This is a genomic window from Microbacterium sp. AC145, assembly GCF_979258505.1.
The window spans coordinates 282890-308839 of record NZ_OZ409859.1 but is presented as its reverse complement, the minus strand read 5'-3'; the positions used below and the strand labels follow the sequence as shown (position 1 = coordinate 308839).

22 protein-coding genes and 1 pseudogene are annotated in these 25950 nt (G+C 68.2%); 4 read left to right on the top strand and 19 right to left on the bottom strand.

Annotation, left to right across the window (positions count from 1 at the left end; translation table 11 throughout):
• Window positions 1-135: 135 nt before the first annotated feature.
• From ACZZZN_RS01485 to ACZZZN_RS01440, 10 genes are all read right to left on the bottom strand, one after another.
• The gene (locus ACZZZN_RS01485) at window positions 136-3981 is read right to left on the bottom strand and encodes an SCO7613 C-terminal domain-containing membrane protein (RefSeq protein ID WP_463503493.1); all 3846 of its coding nucleotides are present in this window, start codon (window positions 3979-3981) and stop codon (window positions 136-138) included.
• Window positions 3978-4199 (bottom strand): helix-turn-helix domain-containing protein, encoded by a 222-nt coding sequence (locus ACZZZN_RS01480; RefSeq protein WP_241796311.1) that lies wholly within the window; start codon window positions 4197-4199, stop codon window positions 3978-3980. The genes ACZZZN_RS01485 and ACZZZN_RS01480 overlap by 4 nt, the downstream gene beginning before the upstream one ends.
• Window positions 4199-4675 (bottom strand): DUF2975 domain-containing protein, encoded by a 477-nt coding sequence (locus ACZZZN_RS01475; protein ID WP_463503492.1) that lies wholly within the window; start codon window positions 4673-4675, stop codon window positions 4199-4201. The genes ACZZZN_RS01480 and ACZZZN_RS01475 overlap by 1 nt, the downstream gene beginning before the upstream one ends.
• 145 nt (window positions 4676-4820) lie before the next feature.
• Window positions 4821-5468 (bottom strand): spermidine/putrescine ABC transporter substrate-binding protein, encoded by a 648-nt coding sequence (locus ACZZZN_RS01470; RefSeq protein WP_463503491.1) that lies wholly within the window; start codon window positions 5466-5468, stop codon window positions 4821-4823.
• 258 nt (window positions 5469-5726) lie between these two features.
• Entirely contained in the window at window positions 5727-6218 is a 492-nt protein-coding gene (locus ACZZZN_RS01465) for a hypothetical protein (RefSeq protein WP_463503490.1), read from the bottom strand.
• 8 nt (window positions 6219-6226) lie between these two features.
• Window positions 6227-7309, bottom strand: a complete 1083-nt coding sequence (locus tag ACZZZN_RS01460) for an ABC transporter (protein ID WP_463503489.1) — start codon at window positions 7307-7309, stop codon at window positions 6227-6229.
• Window positions 7310-7431: 122 nt separating this feature from the next.
• On the bottom strand, window positions 7432-7584 hold the full coding sequence (locus tag ACZZZN_RS01455) for a hypothetical protein (protein ID WP_463503488.1): 153 nt from the start codon (window positions 7582-7584) through the stop codon (window positions 7432-7434).
• Window positions 7585-7646: 62 nt separating this feature from the next.
• Window positions 7647-8576 (bottom strand): sugar ABC transporter permease, encoded by a 930-nt coding sequence (locus ACZZZN_RS01450; RefSeq protein ID WP_463503487.1) that lies wholly within the window; start codon window positions 8574-8576, stop codon window positions 7647-7649.
• Window position 8577: 1 nt separating this feature from the next.
• Window positions 8578-10182, bottom strand: a complete 1605-nt coding sequence (locus ACZZZN_RS01445; protein ID WP_463503486.1) for an ABC transporter permease subunit — start codon at window positions 10180-10182, stop codon at window positions 8578-8580.
• A 67-nt stretch (window positions 10183-10249) separates the two neighbouring features.
• Window positions 10250-11458 (bottom strand): sugar ABC transporter substrate-binding protein, encoded by a 1209-nt coding sequence (locus tag ACZZZN_RS01440; RefSeq protein ID WP_463503485.1) that lies wholly within the window; start codon window positions 11456-11458, stop codon window positions 10250-10252.
• 201 nt (window positions 11459-11659) lie between these two features.
• Between ACZZZN_RS01440 and ACZZZN_RS01435 the strand changes: the two genes are divergently transcribed.
• Both ACZZZN_RS01435 and ACZZZN_RS01430 read left to right on the top strand, forming a co-directional pair.
• Window positions 11660-12112 (top strand): hypothetical protein, encoded by a 453-nt coding sequence (locus ACZZZN_RS01435; protein ID WP_463503484.1) that lies wholly within the window; start codon window positions 11660-11662, stop codon window positions 12110-12112.
• 67 nt (window positions 12113-12179) lie between these two features.
• The gene (locus ACZZZN_RS01430; RefSeq protein ID WP_463503483.1) at window positions 12180-12668 is read left to right on the top strand and encodes a YajQ family cyclic di-GMP-binding protein; all 489 of its coding nucleotides are present in this window, start codon (window positions 12180-12182) and stop codon (window positions 12666-12668) included.
• A 93-nt stretch (window positions 12669-12761) separates the two neighbouring features.
• Here ACZZZN_RS01430 and ACZZZN_RS01425 read toward each other — a convergent pair whose 3' ends face one another.
• Together ACZZZN_RS01425 and ACZZZN_RS01420 are read right to left on the bottom strand one after the other, a co-directional pair.
• Window positions 12762-14978, bottom strand: a complete 2217-nt coding sequence (locus tag ACZZZN_RS01425; protein ID WP_463503482.1) for a hypothetical protein — start codon at window positions 14976-14978, stop codon at window positions 12762-12764.
• A gap of 253 nt (window positions 14979-15231) precedes the next feature.
• Window positions 15232-15921 carry a GntR family transcriptional regulator gene (locus tag ACZZZN_RS01420; protein ID WP_463503481.1) on the bottom strand — a complete coding sequence of 230 codons (690 nt, stop codon included), beginning with the start codon at window positions 15919-15921 and terminating at the stop codon, window positions 15232-15234.
• A gap of 438 nt (window positions 15922-16359) precedes the next feature.
• Here ACZZZN_RS01420 and ACZZZN_RS01415 point away from each other — a divergent pair, with 438 nt between their 5' ends.
• Window positions 16360-17001, top strand: coding sequence for a GntR family transcriptional regulator (locus ACZZZN_RS01415; RefSeq protein WP_463503480.1), 642 nt, complete (start codon window positions 16360-16362; stop codon window positions 16999-17001).
• Between the two features lie 40 nt (window positions 17002-17041).
• Here the strand turns inward: ACZZZN_RS01415 and ACZZZN_RS01410 are convergent, their stop codons facing one another.
• From ACZZZN_RS01410 to ACZZZN_RS01385, 6 genes are all read right to left on the bottom strand, one after another.
• Window positions 17042-18049, bottom strand: a complete 1008-nt coding sequence (locus tag ACZZZN_RS01410) for an alpha/beta hydrolase (RefSeq protein ID WP_463503479.1) — start codon at window positions 18047-18049, stop codon at window positions 17042-17044.
• 28 nt (window positions 18050-18077) lie between these two features.
• Window positions 18078-19121, bottom strand: a complete 1044-nt coding sequence (locus ACZZZN_RS01405) for a hypothetical protein (RefSeq protein ID WP_463503478.1) — start codon at window positions 19119-19121, stop codon at window positions 18078-18080.
• Between the two features lie 62 nt (window positions 19122-19183).
• Window positions 19184-20578, bottom strand: coding sequence for an FAD-dependent oxidoreductase (locus ACZZZN_RS01400; protein ID WP_463503477.1), 1395 nt, complete (start codon window positions 20576-20578; stop codon window positions 19184-19186).
• A gap of 58 nt (window positions 20579-20636) precedes the next feature.
• Window positions 20637-21698, bottom strand: coding sequence for a polyprenyl synthetase family protein (locus ACZZZN_RS01395; protein ID WP_463503476.1), 1062 nt, complete (start codon window positions 21696-21698; stop codon window positions 20637-20639).
• 43 nt (window positions 21699-21741) lie between these two features.
• A complete protein-coding gene (locus ACZZZN_RS01390; protein ID WP_463503475.1) occupies window positions 21742-22476 on the bottom strand; it encodes a class I SAM-dependent methyltransferase in 735 nt (244 codons plus the stop codon).
• A 9-nt stretch (window positions 22477-22485) separates the two neighbouring features.
• Window positions 22486-23049, bottom strand: coding sequence for a hypothetical protein (locus tag ACZZZN_RS01385; RefSeq protein WP_463503474.1), 564 nt, complete (start codon window positions 23047-23049; stop codon window positions 22486-22488).
• Window positions 23050-23629: 580 nt separating this feature from the next.
• Between ACZZZN_RS01385 and ACZZZN_RS01380 the strand changes: the two are divergent.
• Window positions 23630-24885: pseudogene (locus ACZZZN_RS01380) on the top strand (isochorismate synthase).
• Window positions 24886-25105: 220 nt separating this feature from the next.
• On the opposite strand, the gene ACZZZN_RS01375 reads toward ACZZZN_RS01380, so the two are convergent.
• Window positions 25106-25948, bottom strand: coding sequence for a polyphosphate kinase 2 family protein (locus ACZZZN_RS01375; protein WP_463503473.1), 843 nt, complete (start codon window positions 25946-25948; stop codon window positions 25106-25108).
• Window positions 25949-25950 lie beyond the last annotated feature (2 nt).

Sequence of the window (25950 nt, the reverse complement as noted above, 5' to 3'; positions counted from 1 at the left end):
ACGAGCCTTTGTGGTGGTGGGTATGCCGTGGGGGCGGACCGGCCATGGAGCCGACGCCCAGCGAGCACGTCAAGACGTGCACACACCTGATCAAGTGTAATGCCGCGTAACGTGGCCGGTCAAATGGGGTCGGGTTCAGCGCAGATCCCTGATCCTCGCCGCGACCGAACCGCCCTCTCCCGTGCGGCGCTCCGCCGTGACGGCGATGATCAACAGCACCGCACCCATCACAGCGAGGGTGATCCACCACGGCATGGATTCGATGCCGCGACCGATCTGCACCGAGAACACGAACACGTTCTCGATCGGCAGCACGATGAGACCGATGAGGAACGGCGCGGCCAGCCTGCCGCGGGATCCGACGAGGATCGCCGCGAGCGCGAGCACCATCACCAGGATCGCCCGCCAGGTGAGCGGATCGGTGAAGGTCGACACGATCGAGGCGCTCATCATCACCACGAGGCCGGGCGCCAGCAGCGCCCACGACCCGCTCCACCCGGCCGGCCAGCTGTCGAGCGTTGCCCGACGATCGACGGCATCGGCGGACTCACCCCCGACCTCTCGCATCACGATGACTCCGGCCAGCAGCAGGAAGGCGCCCAGCGGCAGCGAGAACCACTCGACACGTAGGTCGCGCGGACTCCACGCCACGACCGCCGTCACGAAGGCGATCGCGAACAGGAACCACACGGGCGGCAGGGTCGTCGCGCCGCGGCGCACTCGGGATGCCGTCACGACGACCATCACCAGATAGGCGAGCATGAGCGCCCACATGGCCCAGATCGAGAACCAGTCCCGTTCGATCGCGAACCACACGCCGAGCGCCAGTGCGAGAGCGGCAGGCGCACCGAGCCACCGGTTCGCCCGCAGCGTCGATTCGGGGCGGGCGGCCCGACGGATGCCGTGGGCCGCGAGCGCGAGCGCGATGGCGCCGACGGCGCTCACCCCCAGACACGCGACGAACAGACCGGCGCCGTGCAGCGACGGGTGGTCCCAGCCGAGGCCGAGACGGATGCCCTGCACCGCGCCGACCGTCGCCGCGAGGGCCGCGGCGAGCAGGGTCGGGATGCGCAGAGCGCGCAGCCGACGCATCCGCGTGCCCGCCGTCGCCCGCCGAACGAGGGCCTCCAGCGCCAGCAGCATCCACGCCGCGACCAGGAGGGCGATCACGCGCCACATCACGGCACCCTCGACGAGTGACCCCTGCCCGGTGACGCCCTGCCCTGCGGCATCCTGCCCCGCGGCATCCGGTTCGATGACGGCGACGAGAGCGACGATCGGCCCGATCGCCACGAGCAGTCCTGCGGCATACAGGGCCGTGACCCGGTGACCACGCAGCGTGAGCAGCACCGCCACCACAGCGGCGCCCAGCGTGGGCGGCAGCAGGTAGGCCTCGAGCACATCGACGCCGACCATCCCCCAGACGCACCAGAGCGCGCCGGTGAAAGCGGCACCGGCAACTCCCCAGGCATAGCGGCGCCCCGCGAACATCGCCTGCGCGGCGGCGCCGAGCCCGAGGATCAGCAGCACCAGGAACGACGTGCCGAGGCCCGCCGCTTCACGCGCCACCGCAAGCGCGGTGGCGATCGCGCCGGTCACCAGCGCCGAGACCTCGATGGCGACTCGCGCCGCATCGACGGTCACCACGGAATGACCGCGTGACCGCAGCGACTCGCGGATGATCGCGGTCGACGGCAGCACCAGCGCGACGAGGATCGCGATGATCGGCAGCACCACAGGCGATCCGCTCGATGCGAGCAGCTGCGCCCCCAGGCACACGATCATCACGGCGAGCGTCGGCACGAGCATCCCCGCCGCCGCCGTACGCACCACGAGGGTCAGGCCGGGCCTGCGGGTGAGCATGAGAGAGAGGGCGAGAGCGAACATGAGCCCGGTCGACAGCGCCGTCCACCCGCTGCGCTCGACCACAACCTGCAGGATGCCGATGCCGAACGGCACCGCCGACACGACGAGCACCGCCTGCCAGGCCCGTGCGCCGATGGCCGGCAGGTAGGTCGCGATGATCGCGACGACGAGTCCGGTCGACACCGTCAGCGACAGCTGCGCGACGCCACCGACGCCGGCGAGCCCGAGGGCCGTCGCCACGAGCACCAGCGCATAGCCGAATCCGGCACCCACGTAGAGGAAGCGCCGGGCGGCCGGCAGCACGATCACGAGCGCGGCCAGTGCGACGAGTATGCCCGCACCGGCGAGCGGCACGACAGCGGGGTCGCGCCACGCGATCATCGCCGCGGCGACGAGTGAGATGTGGGCGGCGACCAGCGCGACGATCCGCAGACCTCGCCCCTCGAGGAGGGTCGGCAGGATCCACAGCGCGGCGGCGAGCACGATCACCGGCACCGTCAGCACGGCGATCGCGGCGGGGAGCACCAGCAGCGGACCGCATCCGACCACGAGCACCACGAGCGCGCCGAAGCAGAGGGAGGCCAGCGCCGTCGCGTTCGCGAACCGGTGGATGCCGACGCGACGCCGGGCGAGCGCGCTGAACGCGCCGAGCCCCGCGCACATCGCCAGCAGGCCTAGCGGCAGCCCCCACCCCGGCATCCCGACCGGGCCGACCTCGTCGTTCACGCGCAGGAACTCGCGCACGGTCGAGAGCCCGGTGAGCGCCGACGGTGCGAGAACCAGCACTGCCGGTATGACGAGCACCGTGAGAGACCCGGCGACGACGGGCGCGCGGGGCACCGCCTTCGGCAGCGGCACGAGCGCACCGATGAACACGAGGGCCAGGACAGCGGATGCCGGCACGACGGCGAACACCACGGAATCCTCGAACAGCAACGACCCCTCGACCACGGCGCCGGCGGTCACCGCGTAGACCGCGACGATGAGCGCCACAGATGCGACGCCACCGGCCCCGAAGGCCCAGAGACCCGCGAGCAGGCGCCGCGCCGCCACGACCATGTGGATCGCGATCAGCACCAGCATCGCGCTGATGGTGAGCAGCGACCACACGGCATCGGCAGAGCCCACAGACCACACCAGCACGAGAGAGGAGAGGCTGGCGATCAGCTGCAGCGCAGTGAGGGTCACAGCCTCGGCCGCGGGCAGACGCAGCCACTCGACGAGGGCGGCACCCGCGAACGCGACCCCGATCGCTCCGAGCACCGCGGTCGACGGTGTGCCACCGGCAGCACCGAGCATGGCCGGCACGAGCGCGATCGCCACCACTGCGGTCCACTGCCAGATGCGGATGCCGCGCCTGGCCCCGGCCCAGAGCATCACGCCTCCGGCAGCCGCCGTCGCGATGGCCGAGGTCAGCCACGGGTCGATCCCCGGGGCCGCGAGCTGCGCGACCGCGTGGATGTCGAGCCCCGCGAAGACGAGTCCGAGCCCACCGACCGCCTCTGCCGAGAACCGCAGTCCTCGGCGTGACAGCAGCCAGGCGCCCCCGAGGAAGAGCAGAGTGATGAGTCCGACGATCACGCTGCGCAGCGCGCGGTCGGCGAGATCCGGATTGAAGTACGTGAAGACGATCGCCGCGACCGCGAAGAGCCCCGCGCCCGCCGTGGCGAGCACCGACTGCAGCGTGGCACTCCCCTGCGGGTCGGCGTCTCCCCCGCGCTCCGATGCGTCTCGGGGCGGTGCGGGCGGAGACGACACGGGCGGCGGCGACGCGGTTCGTGCGGATGCCGGAGCGGATGCGGATGCTGTGGCGCCTGTCGATGCGGCGCGCACGGCCGATGCATGGCTAACGGTCGGAATGCGGCGCAGCAGTGCCTCGCGGGCGCGCAGCGCTGTCGCGGCGGCGAGCGACGACTCCCAGACGGTGACCCCGACCGTGCCGCGCAGGTCGGATCCGCACCGCGGGCAGCATCCGCCCTCGAGTGCCGCGTGGCACACCGGGCAGGCGCGTTCATCGAGCAGGTGGCGGGCGACCGACTCGCCCCAGGTGGTCGGCGGCGACATCGATGCGCTGGTCGATGCAGCGGTCTGCGACACGGTCACGGGCGCGGTCATGATGCCTCCTCGGAGTCGGGCACCCAGCGCAGTATGTCTCCCGGCTGGCAGTCGAGCACGCGACAGATCGCCTCGAGGGTGGTGAACCGCACGGCCTTGGCACGGCCGTTCTTCAGCACGGCGACGTTCGCGGGGGTGATGCCGATGGCGTCGGCGAAGTCCTGCACGCTCATCTTCTTGCGGGCCAGCTGCACGTCGAGATCGATCACGATGGGCATCAGACGACCTCGGAGAGATCCTGCTCGAGCTCGAGCGCCTTGCGCAGCAGCCCGCGCAGCACCACGACGAGCAGAGCGAGCGCGGCGCTGACGACGACACCGAGGATCGCGAGCAGCGACAACGAGAGGGACACCGCCCGATTGGCCAGGATCACCAAGTACGCGGCGAGGATCAGCACACCCGCTGCGACGAGCGCTCCGAGGATGATGTCGACATAGCGGAACGCCTCGACCCGGAAGATGCGGTCGGTCTGCACCAGCGACAGCAGGAACCAGACGCACACCAAGGTGACCTCGACGAGCGCGAGGAACACGACCGCCCCGATGATGCCCGGAATCTCGAGCTGCACCACGTCGGGGTTGCGCAGCGCGGTGATGCGCGCGACCTCGGGGATCACCAGGATCTGGCTGGCGAGCAGCAGCGCGATCAGAACGACGATCAGCGCCTTGAGCGCGCGGGAGACTCGGGGGTTCATAGTGGCCCTATCGATGAGCAATGGATATCTATCGAAAAACGATACCCACTGCACAGTCGGGTCGACAACGGCATCCGTCGTCTCTCAGCGGATACGCAGGTCGGTCATCCGCCGACAAGTCATCGCCGGGGCGGGTCCGAGCGCCTCAGGGCGAGTCGGGTTCGAACGGCGAATCGAGCGACTGCGTCAGCTCGGCGAGCATCGCCTCGATCTGCGGTTCGACGTGCTGCGAGATCGCCGCCTGGATGTAGAGACGGTGGCGAAGCAGGATGCCGCAGATCTCGCGCCCCACGAGGTTGGCGTACTCGTCGGCCAGCCCCACCTCCTGCCGCAGCGCGCTCTTCTCCTCGTCGCTCAGCGGAGGCAGCGGCGGCAGCTCCGCTGCCGCGTCGTCGGCGAGGCCCGCGATCGTGAAGAGGAAAGGCGCTCCGGGAACCGGATCGGGGTCGAGCGGCATCCCGTCGAACTCGGGATCGAGGTCTTCAGACGGCCGGTAGGCGCGCGCCCGGTTGCGGTCAGCCTGCTGGTCGAGCTCGCGCTGCAGCATCGGCAGATTGCGCTCGGTGTACTCGGCGACCGCGTGATCGACGATGGTCTTGATGCGCGTCGACAGGCCGTGCTGCACGCCGTGCGGAGTGTTGCCCGCGATGCCGGCGGCCGACAGGATGGGCGAGCCGAGGCACCGGCGGCAGGGCGCGACGCGCCCTCGATGGGTGGCCGGCTCCCAGCGCGGCACCCAGCGCAGCCAGGCCTGAACAGCCTGGTCGACCTGCGTCTCCAACGAGCGCTCCACACGTAGAGCGTACGACGACCACCCCCGCAGCGCACCGATTGACGAGCCGGAATACTGCACCCGGGTCCCCGTGGACGATGCGCCTGGGTCCCTTAGCCTGTCGAAGGGCCCGACGACCAGGGAGCCTGAGCCCGTCGAAGGGCCCGACGCTTCGACAAGCTCAGCGACCCAGGAAGCTCAGCGCCCCAGGAAGCTCAGCGACCCAGGAAGCTCAGCGGCCCAGGAAGCTCAGCGACCCAGGAAGCTCAGCGGCCCGAGCTACTCGTCGTCTTCGTTCTCCCACGGCCATCGCGGATGGCTCGCGCGGGTGCGCCGCAGCGCGATGCCGCTCCACGCGGCCGCCGCCGCGACGAGCAGCAGAACGAGACTGGTGCCACCGCGCACGAGATCGCCGGCGACAGCGGTCGCGACCACGAGGTCGCCGGTGCCGAACAGCACGCCGATCCACACCGCGACGAGGTGTGCGAGGCCGACCCCCACCGCGATCCCCGGCACCGACAGGAACGACGGACGCGCGCGCCGGAGCGCGATCCAGAGGCCGAGCGCGAATGCCAGCACCGCGACGAGCATCCCCACGGCGCCCGGAAGCTGCCCGAGCCCTTCGACGGCGATGATGTCAGTGTCGGTCGCGACGGTCAGCGCGCCCAGCCCGAAGACCGCGAGGGCGAAGAACCCGACGGTCGCGAGCACCAGCGCCAAGACGGCCGAAACCCCCGCGGACTCGGGTCCGCGGGGGTTCGGCGACGACATGTCCGTGACTACCTCGCCAGCGTCGGGCCGGCTTCGAGAGTGCGCTCGTACTCGCGCTGCGCCTCGGCGTTGAGCTCGGTCTTTCGGGCGCCGCTGCGGGCGACCCAGGCTCCGAACCAGATGGTCAGCTCACGCGCGAAGATGAACGCGGCGATCGCCAGCGGCGCGAGCAGCTGGGATCCGACGAGCTCGTTGCCCTCGCTTGCACTGAGCAGCCAGAACGGCGCCTGGAACAGCTGACCGAGGATGTGTCCGCCGTACGCGATCACGCCGACGATGATGCCGAACACGACCCACAGGCCCCAGCGGCCGCGGTTGATGAACGCGCCGAGCAGCCAGAAGCCCAGGAAGAACACGACGACCGGAACCCAGTACGACCAGGTCATGAGCGGCGCGAGCGCCGACTCCGCGATGTTCGTGCCGGTGACATCGCCCTCGAAGGCGCCGACTCCGAGCGTCGCCGCGAGGTAGAGCACCGCGAAGGCGAGGGTGGCCAGCAGGCCGATGGCTCCGGCCGTGCCGCGGTTGCCGCGCTCACGCGGGGGCTCGGGAGCCTGCACGAAGATGGGCTGCTGCTGCACGGGGGCGATGACGGTCTCGGCCGGTGCGGGCTCCGACGGGACGATGCGAGTGTCGGCGCGGGTGTCCGCGGCGGATGCTCCGGCGGCCGCTGCTCCGGCATACGCGGCGCCGGCCATGGCCGACTCCTCGTGTGCGGTGCTGTTCGCGGGCGGCGGGGCGGGCGCGTCGAAAGCGGTCGTCGCGGCAGTATCCGCCGTCGCAGCCGACGTCGTGTCGGCATCCGAGGTCGTGTCGACAGCAGGCTCGGGATCGAGGTAAGCGGGATCGTTCAACTCGGGCGTCGCGAACGTGCCGGGGTGATCGCGCTCTGCGGCCTCGAAGGCCGCGAGATCGGGGTCGACCGCAGGATCTGCGGGCGTGGTGGCGGCATCCGCCGTTGTGGTCTCGGCCGGAGTGGCAGCGACGTCTGCACGCGCGGCCTCGGCGGCTTCGAGACCAGCGTTCGCGCTGTCGACGACGTCGTTGACGTCCTTCGGCCGCTCGGGCTGGGGAACCTCGGGGTCACTCATGGGGTGCGCCTCTCATCGGGTATGTGCTCTGCGAGGTTACCGCCGCGGATGCGCGGCCGACCGGAGGCGTGCCGACGTGTCGCCATACCGCGTGATCACGCGGCAGGAGCCGTCGCGGCGTCTCAGGGGAACAGCGAGCGGAGCGCGTCGCCGACGAACGCGTCAAGCGTCGGGAACATCGGGATCGCGAACCAGATCAACGCCGCGACGACGCCCACGCAGAACACCCCTGCGATCCAGCTCATCACTGAATTGCGTCCCCCGATCCGTGCCATGGGACAACCGTACGACCGCGCCACGACGCAGCCCGCTCGCAACGCCGTGACGACGTGCGAGCTCAGCCCTTCGTCGCGCCGGCCGTCAGACCGCCGACGATGTAGCGCTGCAGGAACAGGAACAGGATCATCACCGGGATCGCCGCCATCACGGCACCGGCGGAGAATGCCGACCAGTCGGCGTAGCGCGGGTTCGCGACGAGCTTCGTGAGTCCCACGACGAGCGTCTGCTGCTCGACGTCGACGAGCATGACGCTCGCGATCACGTACTCGTTGACCGTGCCGATGAACGACAGCAGCGCCACGACAGCGAGGATCGGTGCCACCAGCGGCAGGATCATCGTGAAGAAGATGCGGGCGTGGCCCGCCCCGTCGATGCGGGCGGCTTCGTCGAGCTCCATCGGGAGCGTGTTGAAGAACCCGTACATCAGGTAGGTGTTCACTCCGAGCGCGCCACCGAGGTACACGAGGATCAGGCCCGTGTGCGTGTTGAGTCCGATGGCGGGGAACCAGTCCCCCAGCGTGGTCATCAGCAAGAAGATCGCGACCACGGCGAGCAGTTGCGGGAACATCTGCACGACCACGATGGTGACGAGTCCGATGCGACGCCCGGCGAAGCGCATGCGCGAGAAGGCATATGCGGCGAGAGCCCCGATGAAGACGGTCACGGCGCCGGTGACGACCGCGACGAGCAGGGTGTTGAGGAACCACAGACCGTACGGATTCTGCGGGTCGCTGAGGATGCGCACATAGCTGTCGAAGCCGAAGGCCGAGAAGAGCTGGTTCGACCCGGTCAGCGTGCCGTTCGGGTTCAGCGACGCCGAGACGACGTAGAGAAGGGGGAAGAGTGCGAAGGCGCTGACGACGATCGCGACGACGTGACGCCATCCGGTGTCGGCGAACCACGCCGCGAAGCCGCGACGGCGGCGGCGCGGGGCGCGGCCGGGTTCGACGGTGACGGAGGCGGCGGTGCTGAGGTCGGTGGTGCTCATGTCAGTTCAGCTCCTCGAGGGCCTTGGTCTTGCGGAAGCTGATGATCGAGATCGTCGCCACCACGATGAAGATGAGGATCGTGAAGGCGGATGCCAGGCCGTAGTCGCGGGACTGGCCCGTGAACGCCACCTTGTAGACCATCGAGATCAGGATGTCGGTGTGCCCGACGGGGATGCTCACATCGTCGAACCGCGGTCCGCCCTTGGTCAGCATGTAGATGAGGTTGAAGTTGTTGAAGTTGAACGCGAACGACGAGATCAGCAGCGGGGCCACCGTCACCAGCAGCAGCGGCAGCTTGATGCGGCGGAAGATCTGCCAGGGGTTCGCGCCGTCCATCACGGCCGCCTCGTTCACCTCGTCGGGGATGCCCTGCAGCGCCCCCATGCAGACGAGGAACATGTAGGGGAACCCGAGCCACAGGTTCACCAGGAGCACCGACACCTTCGCCAGGGTCGGATCGGTGAGCCACGGGATGTCCGCTCCCCCGAAGATGACCTGGTTGATGAAGCCGAAGCTCTCGTTCATCATGCCCGCCCATACGAGCGCCGAGAGGAAGGCCGGGAACGCGTACGGCAGGATCAGGATGATGCGGTAGCCGTTGCGGAACCGCATCCGGGTGTTGTTGAAGACCAGTGCCAGCAGCAGGCCGAGGAAGAACGTCGTCGCGACCGAGAGCAGCGCGAACACGAAGGTCCAGATCGTCACCGAGATGAGCGGGCCGCGGATGTTCTCGTCGGTCACCGCCCGGATGAAGTTGTCGAAGCCGACCGTCGTCTGCCAGCCCGGCATGAGCGTCGCGCCGTCATCGGCGGTGAAGGCCCCCTCGCCGGTGTCGGAGTAGACCGCTCCGGTCGTCGTGTCGGTGATCGTGTCGGCATCCGCGTCGTACTCGAGGGTCGAGACGTACAGGTAGCCGCTCTGCCCGTCGGGTGCGCGGAGGCTGCCGTCGTTCGGGTCGTCGCTGAACGGCACCGACAGCGCCTCCAACTCTTCCGAGAGGGTGAAGACGGTCGCGAGAGGGAGCGTCGTCCACCCGTCGACGGCGACGGCCCTGCCACCCTCGAACTCGGCGTCGACCTCCTGCAGCGGCTGCTCGCTCGTGCCGAGCAGGGCATCGCCCGAGTCGGGGTCGGTCACGAGCAGACCGTAGGTGCCGAACTGCTCGACGACGGTCACCGGATAGGTGGCGGAATCCTCGACCCGCTGCTGCGCCGAGGCGAGCAGCGACGAGATCGCCTGGTCCTTCGTGCCGTTGTGACCGGTTCCGTAGTTCGTGAATCCGATGTAGCCGGTGTACAGCAGCGTGAACACCTGGAAGATCACCAGGAAGATGATGCCCGGCGTCAGGTATTTGGCGGGGACCCGCTTGCGCGAGAAGTAGATGTAGTTGACGAGGACCGTGACCGCGACGAGGAGGCCGAGCACCAGCCATTCCTGCTGACCGAAGAGCACGAACGCGGCATAGAGCGCGATCGCGTCGACCACGGCCAGCAGCAGGATCTTCAGCAGCATCCAGCCGATCGGCCCGGAGGCCGCCTCGGCGATCTTCGCGGCCTGGCGCTGGCGCTTGTTCAATGGAGCCGTGGGCTCAGCGGTTTCTGTCATGTCGTCCCCGTCGTGAATCTGCCGGGGCGGACGAGGTCCGCCCCGGCAGGGATCGTGCTGAGTTGAGTTACTTGATCGCTGCGGTCACGTCGTCGACGAGCTTCTGCCACGTCGTCGTCGGGTCGGAGCCGTTGATGATGGCCGCCTCGGCGACACCCCAGAACTCCCAGACGGCACCCATCGCGGGGATGGCGGGCATCGGGACCGCGTCTGCACCGACGGCCTGGAAGCCGGCGATGATCGGGTCGGATGCCGCGGTGTCGGCAGCAGCCGTCAGCGCGGGCAGGATGTTGCCGGCCTCGAACAGCTCGAGCTGCACCTCTTCGGTGCCGATGTAGTTGACGAGGAAGTCATTCGCGGCGACCTTGTTCTTCGACTCGGAGCTGACGAAGAAGCCCTTCACGCCCGCGAACGGCGAAGCCGTCTCTCCGGTGGGGCTGGGGACGGGATCGATGGCGACGTTGATGCCTGCATCGGTGGCCGCGCCGACGTTCCACGGACCGGTCAGCCAGAAGGCGGCGGTGCCGTCGAGGAACTGCTGCTTGGCGATCTCACCGTCGATGTCGGTGTTCAGGGTGCCGGCTGTACCCTGCGCGGCGAGCCAGTCGGCGAAGGCGAAGCCGCCCTCGCTGCCGAGCTGCAGGTCGGCGGCGTCGTAGCTGCCCGAGTCGTCGGTGCCGAAGACGGGGGCGCCGGACGCGGTCTGGAACGGGTAGAGGTGGTACGGGTTGCCCTCGGTGCCCTGCTCGACCACGAACGTGCCCTTCGACACCATGTCGTCGAAGCTGGTGGGTGCGGTGGGAACCAGATCGGCGTTGCGCAGCACGGCGATGTTCTCGACCGCGTACGGAAGCATGTACACCGTGCCCTCGTAGGTCGCGGCCTGCAGCGCGACGGGAAGGTAATCGGCGGCGGAGTCGCCGAGCTCGAGCGGGGCGACGACACCGTTGGTCGACAGTTCGCCGAGCCAGTCGTGCGCACCCATGACGACGTCGGGGCCCTTGCCGGTCGGCACCTGCTGGATGAAGTCGTCCTTCATGTCGTCGACGGACTTGCCGACGAGTTCCACGGCGACGCCGGTCTTCTCCTCGTACGACTCGGCTGCGGCCTGCAGCGCGTCCACGCGCTCGGCGTCGACCCACACGGTCAGCGTGCTGCCGCTGTCGCTCTCGGCTGCGTCGTCGCCTGCACCGCCGGTCGAGCAACCGGCAAGCGTAAGAGTCGAAACGATGGCGATGGCGCCGGCGGCGGCGATGCCCCTCTTGTTCACCTTCATTGGTGTGTGCCTCTCTGAGTGCTGATGACCTGCATGAAACTGCAAGCGCTTACAGTATGCACAAATTCTGAACCGTTCCGCAATGGATCGAGACGTCGATACCAATCCGTGACCGGGCACAGCTCGAAGGCGCCTCGTGAAAACGCTTCCATATCAGCGCGGAATCTGTCGCGCTCGGGGTCGATGCGAGAGCATGGGCCGATGGGATCTCACAGTCGACCGACCCTGCTCGCAACGAGGAGACGAACGGCGACAGGCCTCACCGTCGCTCTCTCCGCAGTCGCATTCGCACTCGCCGGATGCACCGCGACGGGCGACACATACTCCGTGCTCGAGCAGGAAGCCCAGCCCGAGGACGAGGTTCCCTCTGACCTGCCGTCCTACGCGTGGGATGACGCTGACCCCACGACGGCCCGATTCGTCGGAGAGAAGGAAGGGACCTCCTTGTGGCTCGCCCGAGCAAGCGACGACAGGGGCACGTGCCTTCTCGCCTACGTGGATGAGGAGACCTGGGTACTCGGATGCGGAGGCGACGGAGCCCCGTTCAGAGTGGGCGGCGTCGCGGGGTCGTTCACCGTGATTCCTGACGGCGGGCATCCTCCGGACGGGATGACGGCGATCTCCGAGAACGTGTATTCCGCCGGCGCCGGCTAGGCCTCGGACGTGGCAGACAGCCGTTCATGGGCCTGACCAGCAGACCCTCTGGTCATAGACTGGCACGATGGCAGACTCATCCTTTGACATCGTCTCGAAAGTGGATCACCAGGAGGCCGAGAACGCCCTGAACCAGGCGCGCAAGGAGATCGAGCAGCGCTACGACTTCAAGGGCACCGGCGCCTCGATCGCGTGGAGCGGCGAACAGATCCTCATCATCGCCGGCACCGAAGAGCGCGCGAAGGCTGTTCTCGACGTGTTCCAGAGCAAGCTGATCAAGCGCAGCATCTCGCTCAAGAGCCTCGAGTCCGGCGATCCGTTCGCCAGCGGCAAGGAGTTCCGCATCGTCTCGACGCTCAAGGACGGCATCTCGTCGGAGAACGCGAAGAAGATCAACAAGCTCATCCGCGATGAAGGCCCCAAGGGTGTGAAGAGCCAGATCCAGGGCGATGAGCTGCGCGTGCAGTCCAAGAGCCGCGACGATCTGCAGTCCGTGATCGCTCTGCTCAAGGGCGCCGATCTCGACCTCGATCTGCAGTTCATCAACTACCGCTGACCCGCAGACGACGAAAAGGGGCGGATGCGTGGCATCCGCCCCTTTTCGTCGTGCACGGGCCGCCGCGTTCACCCTCTCATCGCGCCGGAGGCCTCAGCGCTCGCACATGATCCCGTCACGATCGGCGTCGCGAGCGATCGATTGGCGGTTGTACATCGACGTCGATTCGTAGGGGTTGCCGACAAGCGGCTTCGCCACTCCTGACTTCTTATCGGTGGTGACTCCGTTCTTGCGGATGCCGTCGGGATAGTCCGCATTGAGGAGCGTGCAGTTCGCGTAGACCTTCCCCGTCGCCGGTGCGGTCGAGGCGCTGGACTTCGTCACCGACGCGTATCCGGTGCGACTGCCGATGACTCTCACAGACACCGCAGCGTAGGCATCGGTCGGGCGCACCAGATAGGTGGAGGCTGTTGCACCCGAGATGGCGGCGCCGTTGCGGTACCACTGATATGTGAAGACGGTGCTGGTCGTCCAGGTGCCGGGCTTCGCGGTCAGCCTGCTGCCCACGGCGGCGGTGCCGCTGACGGTCGGTGTGGCGACGACGAGCGTCCTGGCTGTCTTGGCCGAGGTCGTTGAAGCGGTCGCATAGCCGGTCAGCGTGCCCGTGACCTTCACCGAGATCTGCTTGCCGGCCTGAGCCGACGTCAGGGTGAACGTCGCCGCCGTCGCGCCGGCGATCGCGCTGGAGTCGGCGTACCACTGGTGCGTCACGGCGGCGCCGGTGGTCCAGGTCCCTCGCTTGGCGGTCAGCGTGCTGCCCACGGCGGCGGTGCCGCTGATGGTCGGCGTCGCGACAAGCAGCACCTTGGGGGTCTTGGTCGAGACCCTCGGCACCGTCGTATATCCGGCGAGCTGCCCCGTGACCTTCACCGAGATCTGCGCGCCGGCCTGGGCTGACGTCGGTGCGTAGGTTCTCGCGGTGGCACCGGTGATCGCCGTGGAGCCGGCGTACCACTGGTAGGTGAAGGCGGTGCCCGTGACCCACGTGCCAGGCATGGCGGTCAGCGTGCTGCCCATCACGGCGGTGCCGCTGATCGTCGGCGTGGGGGCGATCACCAGCTTCGTCGTCTTCGCCGAGTTCATGCTGGCACTCGGATAGCCGGTGGCAGCGCCTGCGACCTTCACAGAGATCTGCGTGCCCGCGAGTGTGGATGGCGGCGTGAAGGTGGATGCTGTCGCTCCGCTGATCGCGGCACTGTCGGCGTACCACTGGTATTTGAAGACGGTTCCTGCGGTCCAGCTGCCGGGCTTTGCCGTCAGCGTGTATCCCACCGCTGCGGTGCCGCTGATCGTCGGCGTTGAGGTGCGCGCCAGCTTCGCGGTCTTCGCCGAGGTCTTGCTGACGGTCGGGTAACCGGCGAGCGTTCCTGTGACCGTGACCGAGATCTGCGTGTCAGCATGCGCGGCCGTGGGCATGAACGTGGAAGCCGTCGCACCGGCGATCGCGGCGTTGCCGGCATACCACTGGTAGCCGAAGACAGTGCCGGCGGTCCAGGTACCGGGCTTCGCCGTCAGCGTCGATCCCGTCGCTGCCGTGCCCGAGATCGTCGGGGCACCTGCGAGCAAGACCCTCTCCGTCGGTCGCGACGTACCGCTGTTCGGCACGTACCCCGGAATGGACCCGGTGACCGCGACCGAGATCGCTCTACCCGCCTGCGCAGCAGTGAGCGTGTATGTCGCAGCTGTCGCGCCGCCGATGATGATGCCGTCGGCATACCACCGGTACGACAAGGTGACGCCGGCCGTCCACCATTGGGGATCCGCGGTCAGCGTGCTTCCCACCGCCGGGGCTCCCGTGATCCGCGGGCGCTCCCCCTGAACGCGAGGCGTGAGCGTGAAGTCGATGCCGTTCACGGCCTCATCTGCATCGACGTGCACAGGAATGGCGCCGGCGAGGCTGAGCGAATTCTGGTGGAACTCCTCCACCCAGGGTGCGCCGGGCAGCTGATCGGGTCCGCCGCAGTCGCATCCGTACCGGAACAGCACGGTGTAGTCGCCGGCCGGGAGGTCGGCGATGGTGTAGCTGCCGTCGGTGATGACCGACCACCAGGATTCGACGCCGGGCGCGTACGGATCGCCCCCGGCACCGACGGGGATCGCGAACACCCACGCGAAGTTGCCGCTGTCGATACGCGCGCCGGTGTCCGAGGTGACGGTGCCCGAAATGGTCGCAGTGGAGGGCAGCGTCGCGTCGACGATGCCACGGCTCCCCCCGGACGAGGCCATCGCCGGCGATGCCCACAGGCCGCCCAACAGAGTGATCGAGGCGATGACGGCAGTTGCGCTCGCGCGCCACGAAAGAGTGAGCATACGTCCCCAGATTTCACCGAGCGAAGAGCCGCGAGGGCCTCAGACCACCATCGCGGGGAGGGTTGTGGGTCTTGCTGACACTCTTCCCCAAAAGCTCACCAGCAAGACCCGCAAGTAGGCATCACCCCAGAAGCGCGCAATCGGCTACCCCAGCCCCCATACGCATCGATATTCCTACTTGTATGCCAGTATACAAGTGCCGCCACCGTCGTCGTCAAGAGATGTGACTCACGGGTCTGAACGGGATCGCGGGCTACTGCTGAAGAGGATCGATGTGATCCTGATCGGGGGCGAGCCGGAAGTTGGCCGCGGACTGAATAGCCACCTTCGCGGCGCCGACATCCCGCGCGCGAAGAGCGTCGACGAGTGCGACCTGCGCGCCGCCGAGCACGTTCGTATCCACCCACCGGGGCATGGAGAGGCCGCCCAGCCGGATCATGTGGACGGTGAGCGCGACGCTCTTCACAAGAAGCGGATTGGTGGATTTGGTGACGAGCACGGCGAACAGATTGTAGTTCGCCTGCGCAGCCCTTCCCGCGTCTCCGAGGCGTGCCGCCTCTCGAAACTCCTCGATGCTCGCTTGCATGAGTTCAAGGTCAGCAGCGTCGATGAGAGTGACCGTCTCGTCAGCTGCGGTCATCATGAGCGCCTCCCACACGACGAGAGCGTGGCGGATGGTCTGCTCAGAAACCAGTACGACTCGAGAAGTCCGACCGGCCGACGCCTCGACCAGCCCGAGCTCTCTGAGCCGCTGGATCGCCTCTCGCGCCGGCGTCCGCGAGACGCCGTACTTCTTGGCGATGTCATTCTCGCTGACCGCGTCACCAGGTGCGATCTCGCCGTCATAGATCGAGGCGAGCAGGTCTTCGAACACCTGGAATGCGGAGCTGTTCGCGAGTTCGCCAGACGGCAGTGCCAGGAGAGCTCGCTGCCGTTTGTCCACGATCCCCACGCTAGCGGACACGAGGACTCCTACAGTCGAGACGCTCGACTGCCCTCGCCGCGGATCCCATTCCGATATATGGGCAGGGGTGCCCGAGACTGGGAAATGCCGCATCTCGATGCGGCAGACGATGCGTCGGTGCATGACGCGCTGCCGAACCACGGTTCGCTGTGCGGATCGCGGTTCCCGCCTTGTGGGGACTGGGCGCGATGCAGCTCCGTGCACGGCATCGTTCGTGGCCGGCGGGCGCCCACGCCCGCCGGCCACATAATGTCAGCGTCGATGAAAGCCGCGAGGGTTTCATCTCCGACGGGAACCCGAAGGCCCCCCGGAAATCCACCTGTGGACTATTGGCATCGCGACTCCGTTCGTGATGTAGTGAGCGTCCGGGCACAGCATGGGGGGCTCGGATCTGGTAATGCAACTGGGGGCAAGTCCATGATCAGCAACGGCTCGATGACGAGTATTCGAGAGAGTAAGCAGCTACTGGCAGAGGAGGTTTTCCAGCACATCGGCGCGCAGATCGTCGACGGCGTGCTGGAACCAGGACACCGCATCCGCGATGTCGATGTCGCCGATGAACTGCATGTATCGCGCACTCCGGTGCGCGAGGCACTGCAGCGACTCGAGCGCCTCGGCCTCGTCACGATGTATCCGAGCAGGTACACCGAGGTCACGACCGTGACGCCCGAGGTCGTCGAGCAGACGCTCGAGTTCGCCGGCTATCAGGCGGGCGTCGCCGCTCGCATGGGTGTGGGACGCATGACGCAGGACGAGCGCGAAGAGCTCGCGACTCTCGTGGAGAGGATGTGCAGTGCGATCGACGATGACGGCGGCGAGCAGCTGTCGGATGCACGCTGGGCCGTGTTCTCATTTCTCAGCGATCGCAGTCGCAACATCCAGCACCAGGTGCTGATCAACGATGCGAGCATGGCGTTGTTCCGCAATCTGGGCTCATGGACCCTGCCGGACGGCGACAGGGGACGGATGCTGCAGGTCTACCGCGACTTCCGCGACGCTGCTCTGCGAGGCGATGCCGACGAGGCCGAGCGCCTCGCGCGCGCCATGTACTACGTGTGACGAGGTAGTACGTGTGATGAGATACGGCGGCTGACCGCGATCAGCGCGAGGCCGACCAGCCTCTGACCCACCGATCGAGACGACGATACGCTTCCTCTCTCGCCTCATGGCGAGAGAGGAAGACGTCGTGCAGGGCCCCGTCGATCCGCTCGACCGTCACCGAAGCACCGAGCTTCAGCGCAGCACGGGCGATGTCGTCGACGACGAGCACCGAGTCCGTACGGGTGAGGTCTTCCGACCACCGCGTCGGCGTGGCCGATCGGGCCGACAGCAACACGCAGACCGGCACGTCGATCGTCAATCCCGCCGCCACCGAGGCATGGCCGGTGAGGATCGCATGGAACCACCCCGCGTGCACGGCCATCGTCTGGGCCGGGCGCCAGGCGAGGTTGATCTCGACCGGGTCATCAGGATCCGCGACCTCCTGCTGGGCACGGGTGTAGAACCCGAGATCCACCTGCGGCGCCACCTCGCGCGGGGCCCACCGAGCCTGAAGCTCGGCCACCGGCGCGATCAACGGCCGGGCCGACGCGACCTGGAACTCCAACCATGGGCTGTTCAACACCACGGCATCCGCCGTGCCCTGGTGTCGCGATGCCCACAGACTCAGCGTGAGTCCACCGGTCGAATGCCCGAGAAGCACGAGCCGTCGCGCGGACGCCGTGCCGTCGGACCCGCGGCCCATGGCATCGAGCGCCGCAGCGATGTCTTCGTCATAGGTCGACAGAGACGTGATGTACCCGGGGGTCTGACCGTCACGCAGGCTGCGGCCGTACTTGCGCAGATCGAGCGCAAAGAAGCGCGCGCCGCGGCCCGTCCAGAATCGAGCGAGGCGCTTCTGGAAGAAGTAGTCCGACCACCCGTGCACATAGAGCACATCGACGTCGTCGAGCGGACGGCGACGACCGCGCACACGATCCCACCAGCTCGGCTCCGCGGGCAGAGCGCGCACCAGAGTCGCGACCACGGGCCCCTCGTCGTCCTCGCCGAGGTCGAGCGTCAGCTGCTCGAACTCGTCACCGAGAACATCCGGGATCCAGTCAACCATGCCGCCAGGCTAGCCCACCGTCGGACGGCTACTGCGGAGCAGACTGGCCGATCGTGAGGCTTCGCACCACCTGCTGCGCAAGGGGCGTGGGGTCCGGCGCCCCCGAACCGTCGTCGTAGGTGATGAGCCTGATCCAATCCGCCCCCACGCGCACGTCGAGGATGCTTTCGCCATACTCGCCGGTGCTCGTCTTGGCCGCATCCGCCCCCTCGACCGTCGCCGGCACACCGTCCTGGCGTTCGAACGCCCAGCCACCGCCGGGAAGCGTCGTGAGCATGAGGTAGCTCGGTCCCTCGTACTCGCTGGTGGACGTTCGGAAGAAGCAGATCTCCGAGCCGTTCACGACGTGATAGATCTCTGCGGGGATTCCCCACCCGCCGAAGTCCGTGTAGAGCGCCGCATCGGACACTCCGAGCTGCTCGTTGACCTCCTGCACGGTGATGAACCGCTCGCACGGCAGACCGACGATGTCGCTCTCGACCTGCTCGACATCGTGCACGGTCGCCTCCGCCCGCGCGACGAGAGCGCGCAGCGCCTGCTCGATGCGCGCAGTGTCAGCCGCCCCGATGCCGGGTTCCGACACGATGGCGGACAGCAGCACGTCACCGTCGGGGAACTCGAACGTGCAGACGCCGTCTGCGCAGTTCGCCTGCTCGCCCCAGTACCCCTGCCGCTCGGTCGCACCACCGATCACGGCCTGAGCGTCGGGCACGAGCGCGACCTCCCACCAGCGGGCCTCGTCACCGGCGGAGCACGCGATGCCACCCGCACGCTGGAACATGTGCTGCGCAGGACCCGGTATCCAACCCATCGTCGACACGACCGACAGCTTCGGCTCGACCGGCGTCGACGGCTCTCCGACGAGCGCGGCCATCTCGCCGGCGACGTCGTCGCAGGTCACGTCGAAGGCCGCATCCGGCGCGACGATCGGAGCTTCCGTCGGGGTCGGAGTCATCGTGGGCGTGGCCGATGATGAGGCCGCCGGAGTCGCTTCGGGAGCGGGCGGAGCGGTGCATCCGGTGAGAAGGATCACAGCGGCGGTGCCGAGCACGGCGAGAGGACGCAGGCGCATGGGCCCAGCCTAAAGACGTGTGCCCTCCGACATGCGGAGGGCACACAACGATCCTGTGACGCTCACTCCCCGCGGGAGACGCGCACCATGTCTTCGCGCGGGACGACCTTGACGCGGGCGCGTTCGTGCGGCGCGCCAAGGGAGACCTCGTGCTCGTCGAGACGATGCCAGCCCTCGAGGTCGGTCCAGCGCACGCCGCGCTCCTGCAGCAGTGCGGGGATCGCCTCTTCGGAGGGGTCCTCCGGGTGCCACCACGAACCCTGGTCGTTGATGATGTGACGCACGGTCTCCATGGCATCCGACTTCGTGTGGCCGATGAGCCCCACCGGACCGCGCTTGATCCATCCGGTCGCGTAGATGCCCGTCACCTGCTGGTTCGAGTCCTTCGCGAGCACCTGGCCCTCGCGGTTCGGGATCACGCCGTGCTTCTTGTCGAAGGGCACGCCGGGCAGCGGCGAGCCGAAGTAGCCGATCGCGCGGTACATCGCCTGCAGCGGCACCTCGCGCATCTCGCCCGTGCCGACCGCACCGCCCTGGCCGTCGGGCTTCGTGCGCTCGTACACGAGCGCTGCGACGCGTCCGGTCTCGTCCTTGCGGACCTCGACCGGGCGCGCCCAGAAGTGCAGGTGCAGACGACGCGAGGCCGTGCCTCCGGCGTTGTCGGCATCGCCCCTGGCGTCGTTGACCGACGGGCGCTTGCGCCACGACTGCAGGATGCGGTCGATGACCATGACCTGCTTGTTGCTGGCCACCGCATCCTTCGACGCCTCGTCGTAGTCGAAGTCCTCGTCGTAGACCACCATGTCGACGTCGCGCAGCTCGCCGAGCTCGCGCAGCTCGAGCGGGGTGAACTTCACCTGCGCGGGACCCCGTCGTCCGAAGACGTGCACGTCGGTGACGGCGCTGGACTTGAGCCCCTCGTAGACGTTGTCGGGCACCTCGGTGACGAGCAGATCTTCGGCGTGCTTGGCCAGCATGCGCGCCACATCGAGGGCGACGTTGCCGTTGCCGAGGACGCCGACCGATGCGGCATCCAGCGGCCACTCGCGCGGCACATCGGGGTGCCCGTCGAACCAGCTGACATAGTCGGCCGCGCCGTACGAGGCGACCGCGTCGATGCCGGGGATGTCGAGGGTCGTGTCGCGGATCGCGCCGGTGGCGAAGATCACCGCGTTGTAGTGCTTCTTGAGGTCGTCGAGAGTGATGTCCTCACCGAAGCGCACGTTGCCGAACAGGCGGATGTCACCGCGGTCGAGCACGTCACGCAGCGCGTTGACGATGCCCTTGATGCGCGGATGGTCGGGCGCGACGCCGTACCGCACGAGTCCGTACGGGGCAGGAAGCTGCTCGAAGAGGTCGATCGAGACGTCGAACTTGCGCTCGGCCTTCAGCAGGATGTCGGCGGCGTAGATGCCTGCCGGGCCCGCTCCGACGATGGCCAGTCTGAGCTTGGTCATAGGGGGTCCTTTCGTGGGCCGTCACGTCTCGTGCACGCGGCGCAACGCCGCGGCGCGGTCAGCTGGAGCGTTCGACGAGGGTCTCGGCGAAGCGCGTGAGCGCCTCGCGCACGGTGCCCCGCGGAAGCGGGGCGAGCGCGTCGATGGCATCCTGAGTCCAGGAATGCGCGAGCGCGAGGGTCTTCTGGGTTCCGGCGTGATCGCGGAGCTCGGTGAGCGGACCGTCGAGGATCGACGGGTCCTCGCCCGCGGCGATGCGCGCGACTCCGTCGTCGATGCGAGACGCGAGGTCGATCGAGGCGTCATCTCCCTCGGCCTTGAGAAGCAGGTACGGCATGGTCGGCACACCTGCGCGCAGGTCGGTGCCCGGCACCTTGCCGGTGTCTTCGGGCTTCGCCGAGAGGTCGATCACGTCGTCGAGCAGCTGGAACGCGACGCCGATCTTCTCTCCGTAGACGCGTAGCGGCTCTTCGTACTGCGCGGGTGCGTTCGAGAAGATCACGCCGCCCTGCGTGGCTGCCGCGATCAACGAGCCGGTCTTGTCGGCGAGCACCTGGATGTAGAACTCGATGGGGTCGTCGTCGGGCTGTGCACCGATGGTCTCGTGCATCTGGCCGAGGACGAGTCGCTCGAAGGTGTCGGCCTGGAGGCGGATCGCGCGCTCGCCCAACCGCGACATCAACTGGCTCGCACGCGAGAACAGGATGTCACCGGTGAGAATGGCGATGTTGTTGCCCCACACCGTCTGCGCCGCGGGCACACCGCGGCGCCGGTCAGCACCGTCCATCACGTCGTCGTGGTACAGCGAGCCGAGGTGCGTGATCTCGAGCGCCTTGGCGACGTCGATCACCTGTTCGGTGTTGCCGTCGCCGAGCTGGGCTGCGAGCAGCGTGAGAACGGGACGGATGCGCTTGCCACCGGCCTCGTACAGATACCGGCTCGCGGCATCGGCCAGCGGGTCTGCCACGCGCACGTCATCGGCGAGACCCGTCTCGACCTTCTCGAGACCGTCTTCGATCGCCTGAGCGACGCGGCGGCCCGCGGTGCCGATGAAGACACGGTCGCTGAAACCGAGACGGCTCGCCAGTCGCGAACCCGGGGCTACGCGGCTCGAAGTCACGCTCTCACCCTACCGTCGTCAGGCATGCCGATTCTCGCCGTGCTCACGCGGAGGCACTCACGTCGGGCTTGCGCGCGCGGTGCAGAGCCACGATGCCGAAAGACAGGTTGCGGTACGCGACATCGGTCCAGCCGGCCTCGCGGATCCACGAGGCGAGCTTCTTCTGGTCGGGCCAGTCGCGGATCGACTCGTTGAGGTAGTCGTAGGCGTCGCCGTTGGTGCCGGCGACACGGGCCACCCGAGGCAGCACCTGCGAGTTGTAGAAGCGGTAGCCGGCGCGGAAGAGACCGCTCGGCGGGGTGGAGAACTCGTTGATCACGAGGCGTCCGCCGGGCTTCGTCACGCGGAATAGCTCGCTGAGAGCCTTCTTCGGGTCGTTCACGTTGCGCAGTGCGTACGACATGGTGACCGCGTCGAACTCGTCGTCGGCGAAGGGCAGATCAGTGGCATCCGCCTGCACGAACGACAGGTTGCGCATGCGGCCGTGACGACGCTGCCCCTCGGCGAGCATCCCGGGCGAGAAATCGGCGGCGACGACCTCAGCGCCGCTGCGGGCGAGGGATGCCGACGACGAGGCGGTGCCTGCGCCGAGGTCGAGGATCTTCTCCCCCGGCTTCGGGGCGACGGCGCGGGTGGTGGCCGCTCGCCAGAGGGCGTCGTTGCCGACGGTCATCGCCGTGTTCGTACGGTCGTAACCGGCGGCGACCTGGTCGAACATGCCGCTGACGCGGGCGGGGTCCTTGCCGAGATCGGCGCGGTTGGCTTCGTTCGGGGTCACGTGTCCAGTCTAGGCGCGAGCCCTGGGCGGCAGCCGCAGAGCATCCAGACGATCCAGCCACACGTCGGCAGTGGCGTCGTCGAACGGGGCGGTTTGCGCGCGCACCCTGTGCTCGAGGTCGAGTGCGAGGTCTTCGAGCCTCGTCATGATCTCGGCCGGATAGCCGAACTGCACGCTGTGCTCGGCCCACTCGTCGCGATCGTCGACCCAGGTGCCGCGGTCTCCGACCACGCGCACGACGTCGAGATCCATGTCGATGCCGATCGCGAGCAACGGATCGTCCGACCACCCGATGTCCCAGCCGAGGTCGATGTAGATGCGCATGCCCCTCGGATGGTCGCGGTTGACCGTCAGCGCGTAGTCGGGCTGACGCGGGACGAGGGTGACGTTCGGCGTCGCTGCGACGAAAGCCGCACCCGGACGTGCGCTGTGCCAGCCGGCGGGCTGCCCCACCCAGTCACCCCACTCGTCGGAACCGAGGTAGACGCATTCATGGCGCCAGTGCGGCGATCCGTCCCACTTGGTCCACTGGAAGACCATCTCGGTGCCGGGGGCGGGGCGCACGTCGCTCATGGCCCCAGCGTATGCCGCACGGGTGGGGGCGGATGCGGTGGGGGATGCGGCGGCGGATGCGGTGGGCGCGCGAGCGGATGCGCGAGCGGATGCGCGAGACCGCCCTTCCGTCGTGAGACCCCTGTCGTGGCCATGGGTCTCACGACGAAATGACGGTCTCGCCCGACGACGCCCCGCCGCCGCGGCATCCGCCTCACGAAACCACTGTCGCCTCACGAGACCCACGTCATGATCATGGGTCTCACGACGAAAAGACGGTCTCACCCGACCACGCCCCGTCGCCGCGGCATCCGCCTCACGAAACCACTGTCGCCTCACGAGACCCACGCCATGGTCATGGGTCTCACGACGAAAGACGGACTCACCCGACCACGCCCCGCCGCCGCGGCATCCGCCTCACGAAACCACTGTCGCCTCACGAGACCCACGCCATGGTCACGGGTCTCACGACGAAAAGACGGTCTCACCCGATCAGGCACCGTCGGGCCCCCGCCGTGGCATCCGCCTCGCAGCATCCGCCGGACACAGCGCGCCGCGGCGCTGCGAAGCCGGTCGGGAGCAGGGCAACTAGGCTGGAGGAGTGAGCAGCAGGCTGGTCGTGGAGACCCGTGAGATCGATCCGGTCGAGGATCTCCTGGCCTATGCCGACCCGGCCGATCCGCTCGCGTGGCTGCGGCGCGGCGACGGGATCGTGGCGGTCGACGGCGGCATCGTGGCGACGATCCGGGTTCCCGCAGGCACCGGCCAGCTGAGATCCGCGGCGATCGCCGACGCCTGGCGCGACCTCGCCCGAGATGCGGAGATCACCGATCCCCTCTCGCTTCCGGGCACGGGCCTCGTGGCCTTCGGCGCGTTGACGTTCGATGAGGACTCCGCCGTCGACAGCGTGCTGATCGTCCCCACGCTGGTGATCGGGAGACACCGCGGGCGCACCTGGCTCACCAGCATCCGATCGTCCGAGGCGACGCCGGACGCGACGAAAGACGCCGCGACCGAGCAGTACGGCCCGCATTGGGCCGGCACCGTCGGCCCCGGCGCGCAGAGCCCCCAGGGATACCAGGACTCGGTGCGCCAGGGTCTCACCCGCATCGAAGCCGGCGAGCTCAGCAAGGTCGTGCTGGCGCGCGACCTCACCGGCAGCATCCCCGCCGGTTCCGACCTCCGCCGCCTCGTGCGCGCACTGTCGACCGGCTATCCCGACACCTGGGCCTTCGCCGTCGACGGACTCATCGGCGCGAGTCCCGAGACCCTCGTCACCGTGCAGGAGCGCACCGTGACCGCACGAGTGCTCGCCGGAACGATCGGGCGCGGGGCCGATGCGGATGCCGACACCGAGGCATCCTCTCGTCTGGCGTCGAGCATCAAAGACCTCGACGAGCACGAGTACGCGGTGCAGAGCGTGCTGGCATCGCTGCGACCGCACACGCGCGCTCTTGCCGCGAGCGAGCAGCCTTTCCTGCTGAAACTCCCGAATCTGTTCCACCTGGCGACCGATGTCGAGGGCGAGCTCGCCGCCGGCGGCTCGGCACTCGACCTGGTCGGCGCCCTGCATCCGACAGCGGCGGTCGCAGGCACCCCGACTCCTGCGGCGATCGCGGCGATCCGCGAGCTCGAGCCGTTCGATCGAGGACGCTACGCCGGCCCGGTCGGCTGGGTCGATGCAGCGGGCAACGGAGAGTGGGCGATCGCCCTGCGCTGCGCGCAGTTCTCCCCACCGAGACCGCGATCGCCGTCACCGCCTATGCCGGCGCGGGGATCGTGGCGGGTTCGGATCCCGAGTCGGAGCTGCTGGAGACGCGGGTCAAGTTCCGCCCGCTGGTCGACGCCCTCGCCTGAGTCGCGAGGGCCGCTCGCCGCGTTTCGTCTCGGGGCTTCGCTCCTCGCTCAACGACCGGGGCGTGCGCCCTCGCCTGAGTCGCGACGGCCACTCGCCGCGTTTCGTCTCGGGGCTTCGCTCCTCGCTCAACGACCGGGGTGTGCGCTCGCTCAACGACCGGGGTGTGCGCTCGCTCAACGACCTGGGTGTGCGCTCGCTCAACGACCGCGACCCGCGCCCTCAGCTCGCGGCGAGGCGCTTCTTCTCGGCCTCGACGTCGAAGGTCGCCGCCGGCCACTGCGGGTCGATGCTCTGCAGTGCGTCGAGCAGCAGCTCCTGCACCGCGAGGCGGGCGTACCACTTGCGGTCGGCCGGGATCACGTGCCACGGCGCCGCTGCGGTCGAGGTGCGCTCGAACACGGTCTGATACGCGGCCATATAGTCGTCCCACAGCAGCCGCTCGTCGACATCTCCCGGGTTGAACTTCCAGTACTTGTCGGGCCGTTCGAGGCGTTCCATCAGACGCGCCTTCTGCTCGTCGGGCGAGATGTGCAGCATGACCTTGACGATGCGGGTGCCCGATGCCGCGACCTCGGCCTCGAAGGTGTTGATCGCGTCGTACCGGCGTTCGATCTCGTCGGCGGGAGCCAGCGAGCGCACCCGGCCGATCAACACATCCTCATAGTGCGAGCGGTCGAAGACGCCGATGAAGCCCGGCTCGGGCAGTCGCTTCGCGACGCGCCAGAGGAAATCGTGCTGGAGCTCGTCGGGGGTCGGTGCTTTGAAAGCCGTGAGCGCGACGCCCTGCGGGTCGACGCCGCCGACGACATGACGCACGATGCCGCCCTTGCCCGCCGAGTCCATGGCCTGCAGCACCAGCAGCACCGAGTCCTTCGCCACGCCCACCCGGCTCTCGGCGAAAAGTCTCTCCTGCAGCTGGTTGAGTTCCTCGAGTCCCGCCTCGAGGTCGCGCGCGCCATCGGCCTTGCCGCCGTGATACCCCGGAGTGCTTCGCGGATCGACGTCGTCGAGACGGAAGCCGTCGCCGACCTGCAGGGTCTTGGCCCACTCATGCGCTGTCATGC

Coding starts and splice junctions, on each gene's coding strand:
- ACZZZN_RS01385 (WP_463503474.1), bottom strand. CDS start 23,049: ATGAGCGACGTGCGCCCCGCCCCCGGCACCGAGATGGTCTTCCAGTGG.
- ACZZZN_RS01475 (WP_463503492.1), bottom strand. CDS start 4,675: ATGAACCCCCGAGTCTCCCGCGCGCTCAAGGCGCTGATCGTCGTTCTG.
- ACZZZN_RS01425 (WP_463503482.1), bottom strand. CDS start 14,978: ATGCTCACTCTTTCGTGGCGCGCGAGCGCAACTGCCGTCATCGCCTCG.
- ACZZZN_RS01435 (WP_463503484.1), top strand. CDS start 11,660: ATGGGATCTCACAGTCGACCGACCCTGCTCGCAACGAGGAGACGAACG.
- ACZZZN_RS01400 (WP_463503477.1), bottom strand. CDS start 20,578: ATGACCAAGCTCAGACTGGCCATCGTCGGAGCGGGCCCGGCAGGCATC.
- ACZZZN_RS01460 (WP_463503489.1), bottom strand. CDS start 7,309: ATGAGTGACCCCGAGGTTCCCCAGCCCGAGCGGCCGAAGGACGTCAAC.
- ACZZZN_RS01405 (WP_463503478.1), bottom strand. CDS start 19,121: ATGCGCCTGCGTCCTCTCGCCGTGCTCGGCACCGCCGCTGTGATCCTT.
- ACZZZN_RS01440 (WP_463503485.1), bottom strand. CDS start 11,458: ATGAAGGTGAACAAGAGGGGCATCGCCGCCGCCGGCGCCATCGCCATC.
- ACZZZN_RS01465 (WP_463503490.1), bottom strand. CDS start 6,218: ATGTCGTCGCCGAACCCCCGCGGACCCGAGTCCGCGGGGGTTTCGGCC.
- ACZZZN_RS01415 (WP_463503480.1), top strand. CDS start 16,360: ATGATCAGCAACGGCTCGATGACGAGTATTCGAGAGAGTAAGCAGCTA.
- ACZZZN_RS01455 (WP_463503488.1), bottom strand. CDS start 7,584: ATGGCACGGATCGGGGGACGCAATTCAGTGATGAGCTGGATCGCAGGG.
- ACZZZN_RS01450 (WP_463503487.1), bottom strand. CDS start 8,576: ATGAGCACCACCGACCTCAGCACCGCCGCCTCCGTCACCGTCGAACCC.
- ACZZZN_RS01445 (WP_463503486.1), bottom strand. CDS start 10,182: ATGACAGAAACCGCTGAGCCCACGGCTCCATTGAACAAGCGCCAGCGC.
- ACZZZN_RS01410 (WP_463503479.1), bottom strand. CDS start 18,049: ATGGTTGACTGGATCCCGGATGTTCTCGGTGACGAGTTCGAGCAGCTG.
- ACZZZN_RS01375 (WP_463503473.1), bottom strand. CDS start 25,948: ATGACAGCGCATGAGTGGGCCAAGACCCTGCAGGTCGGCGACGGCTTC.
- ACZZZN_RS01480 (WP_241796311.1), bottom strand. CDS start 4,199: ATGCCCATCGTGATCGATCTCGACGTGCAGCTGGCCCGCAAGAAGATG.
- ACZZZN_RS01430 (WP_463503483.1), top strand. CDS start 12,180: ATGGCAGACTCATCCTTTGACATCGTCTCGAAAGTGGATCACCAGGAG.
- ACZZZN_RS01485 (WP_463503493.1), bottom strand. CDS start 3,981: ATGACCGCGCCCGTGACCGTGTCGCAGACCGCTGCATCGACCAGCGCA.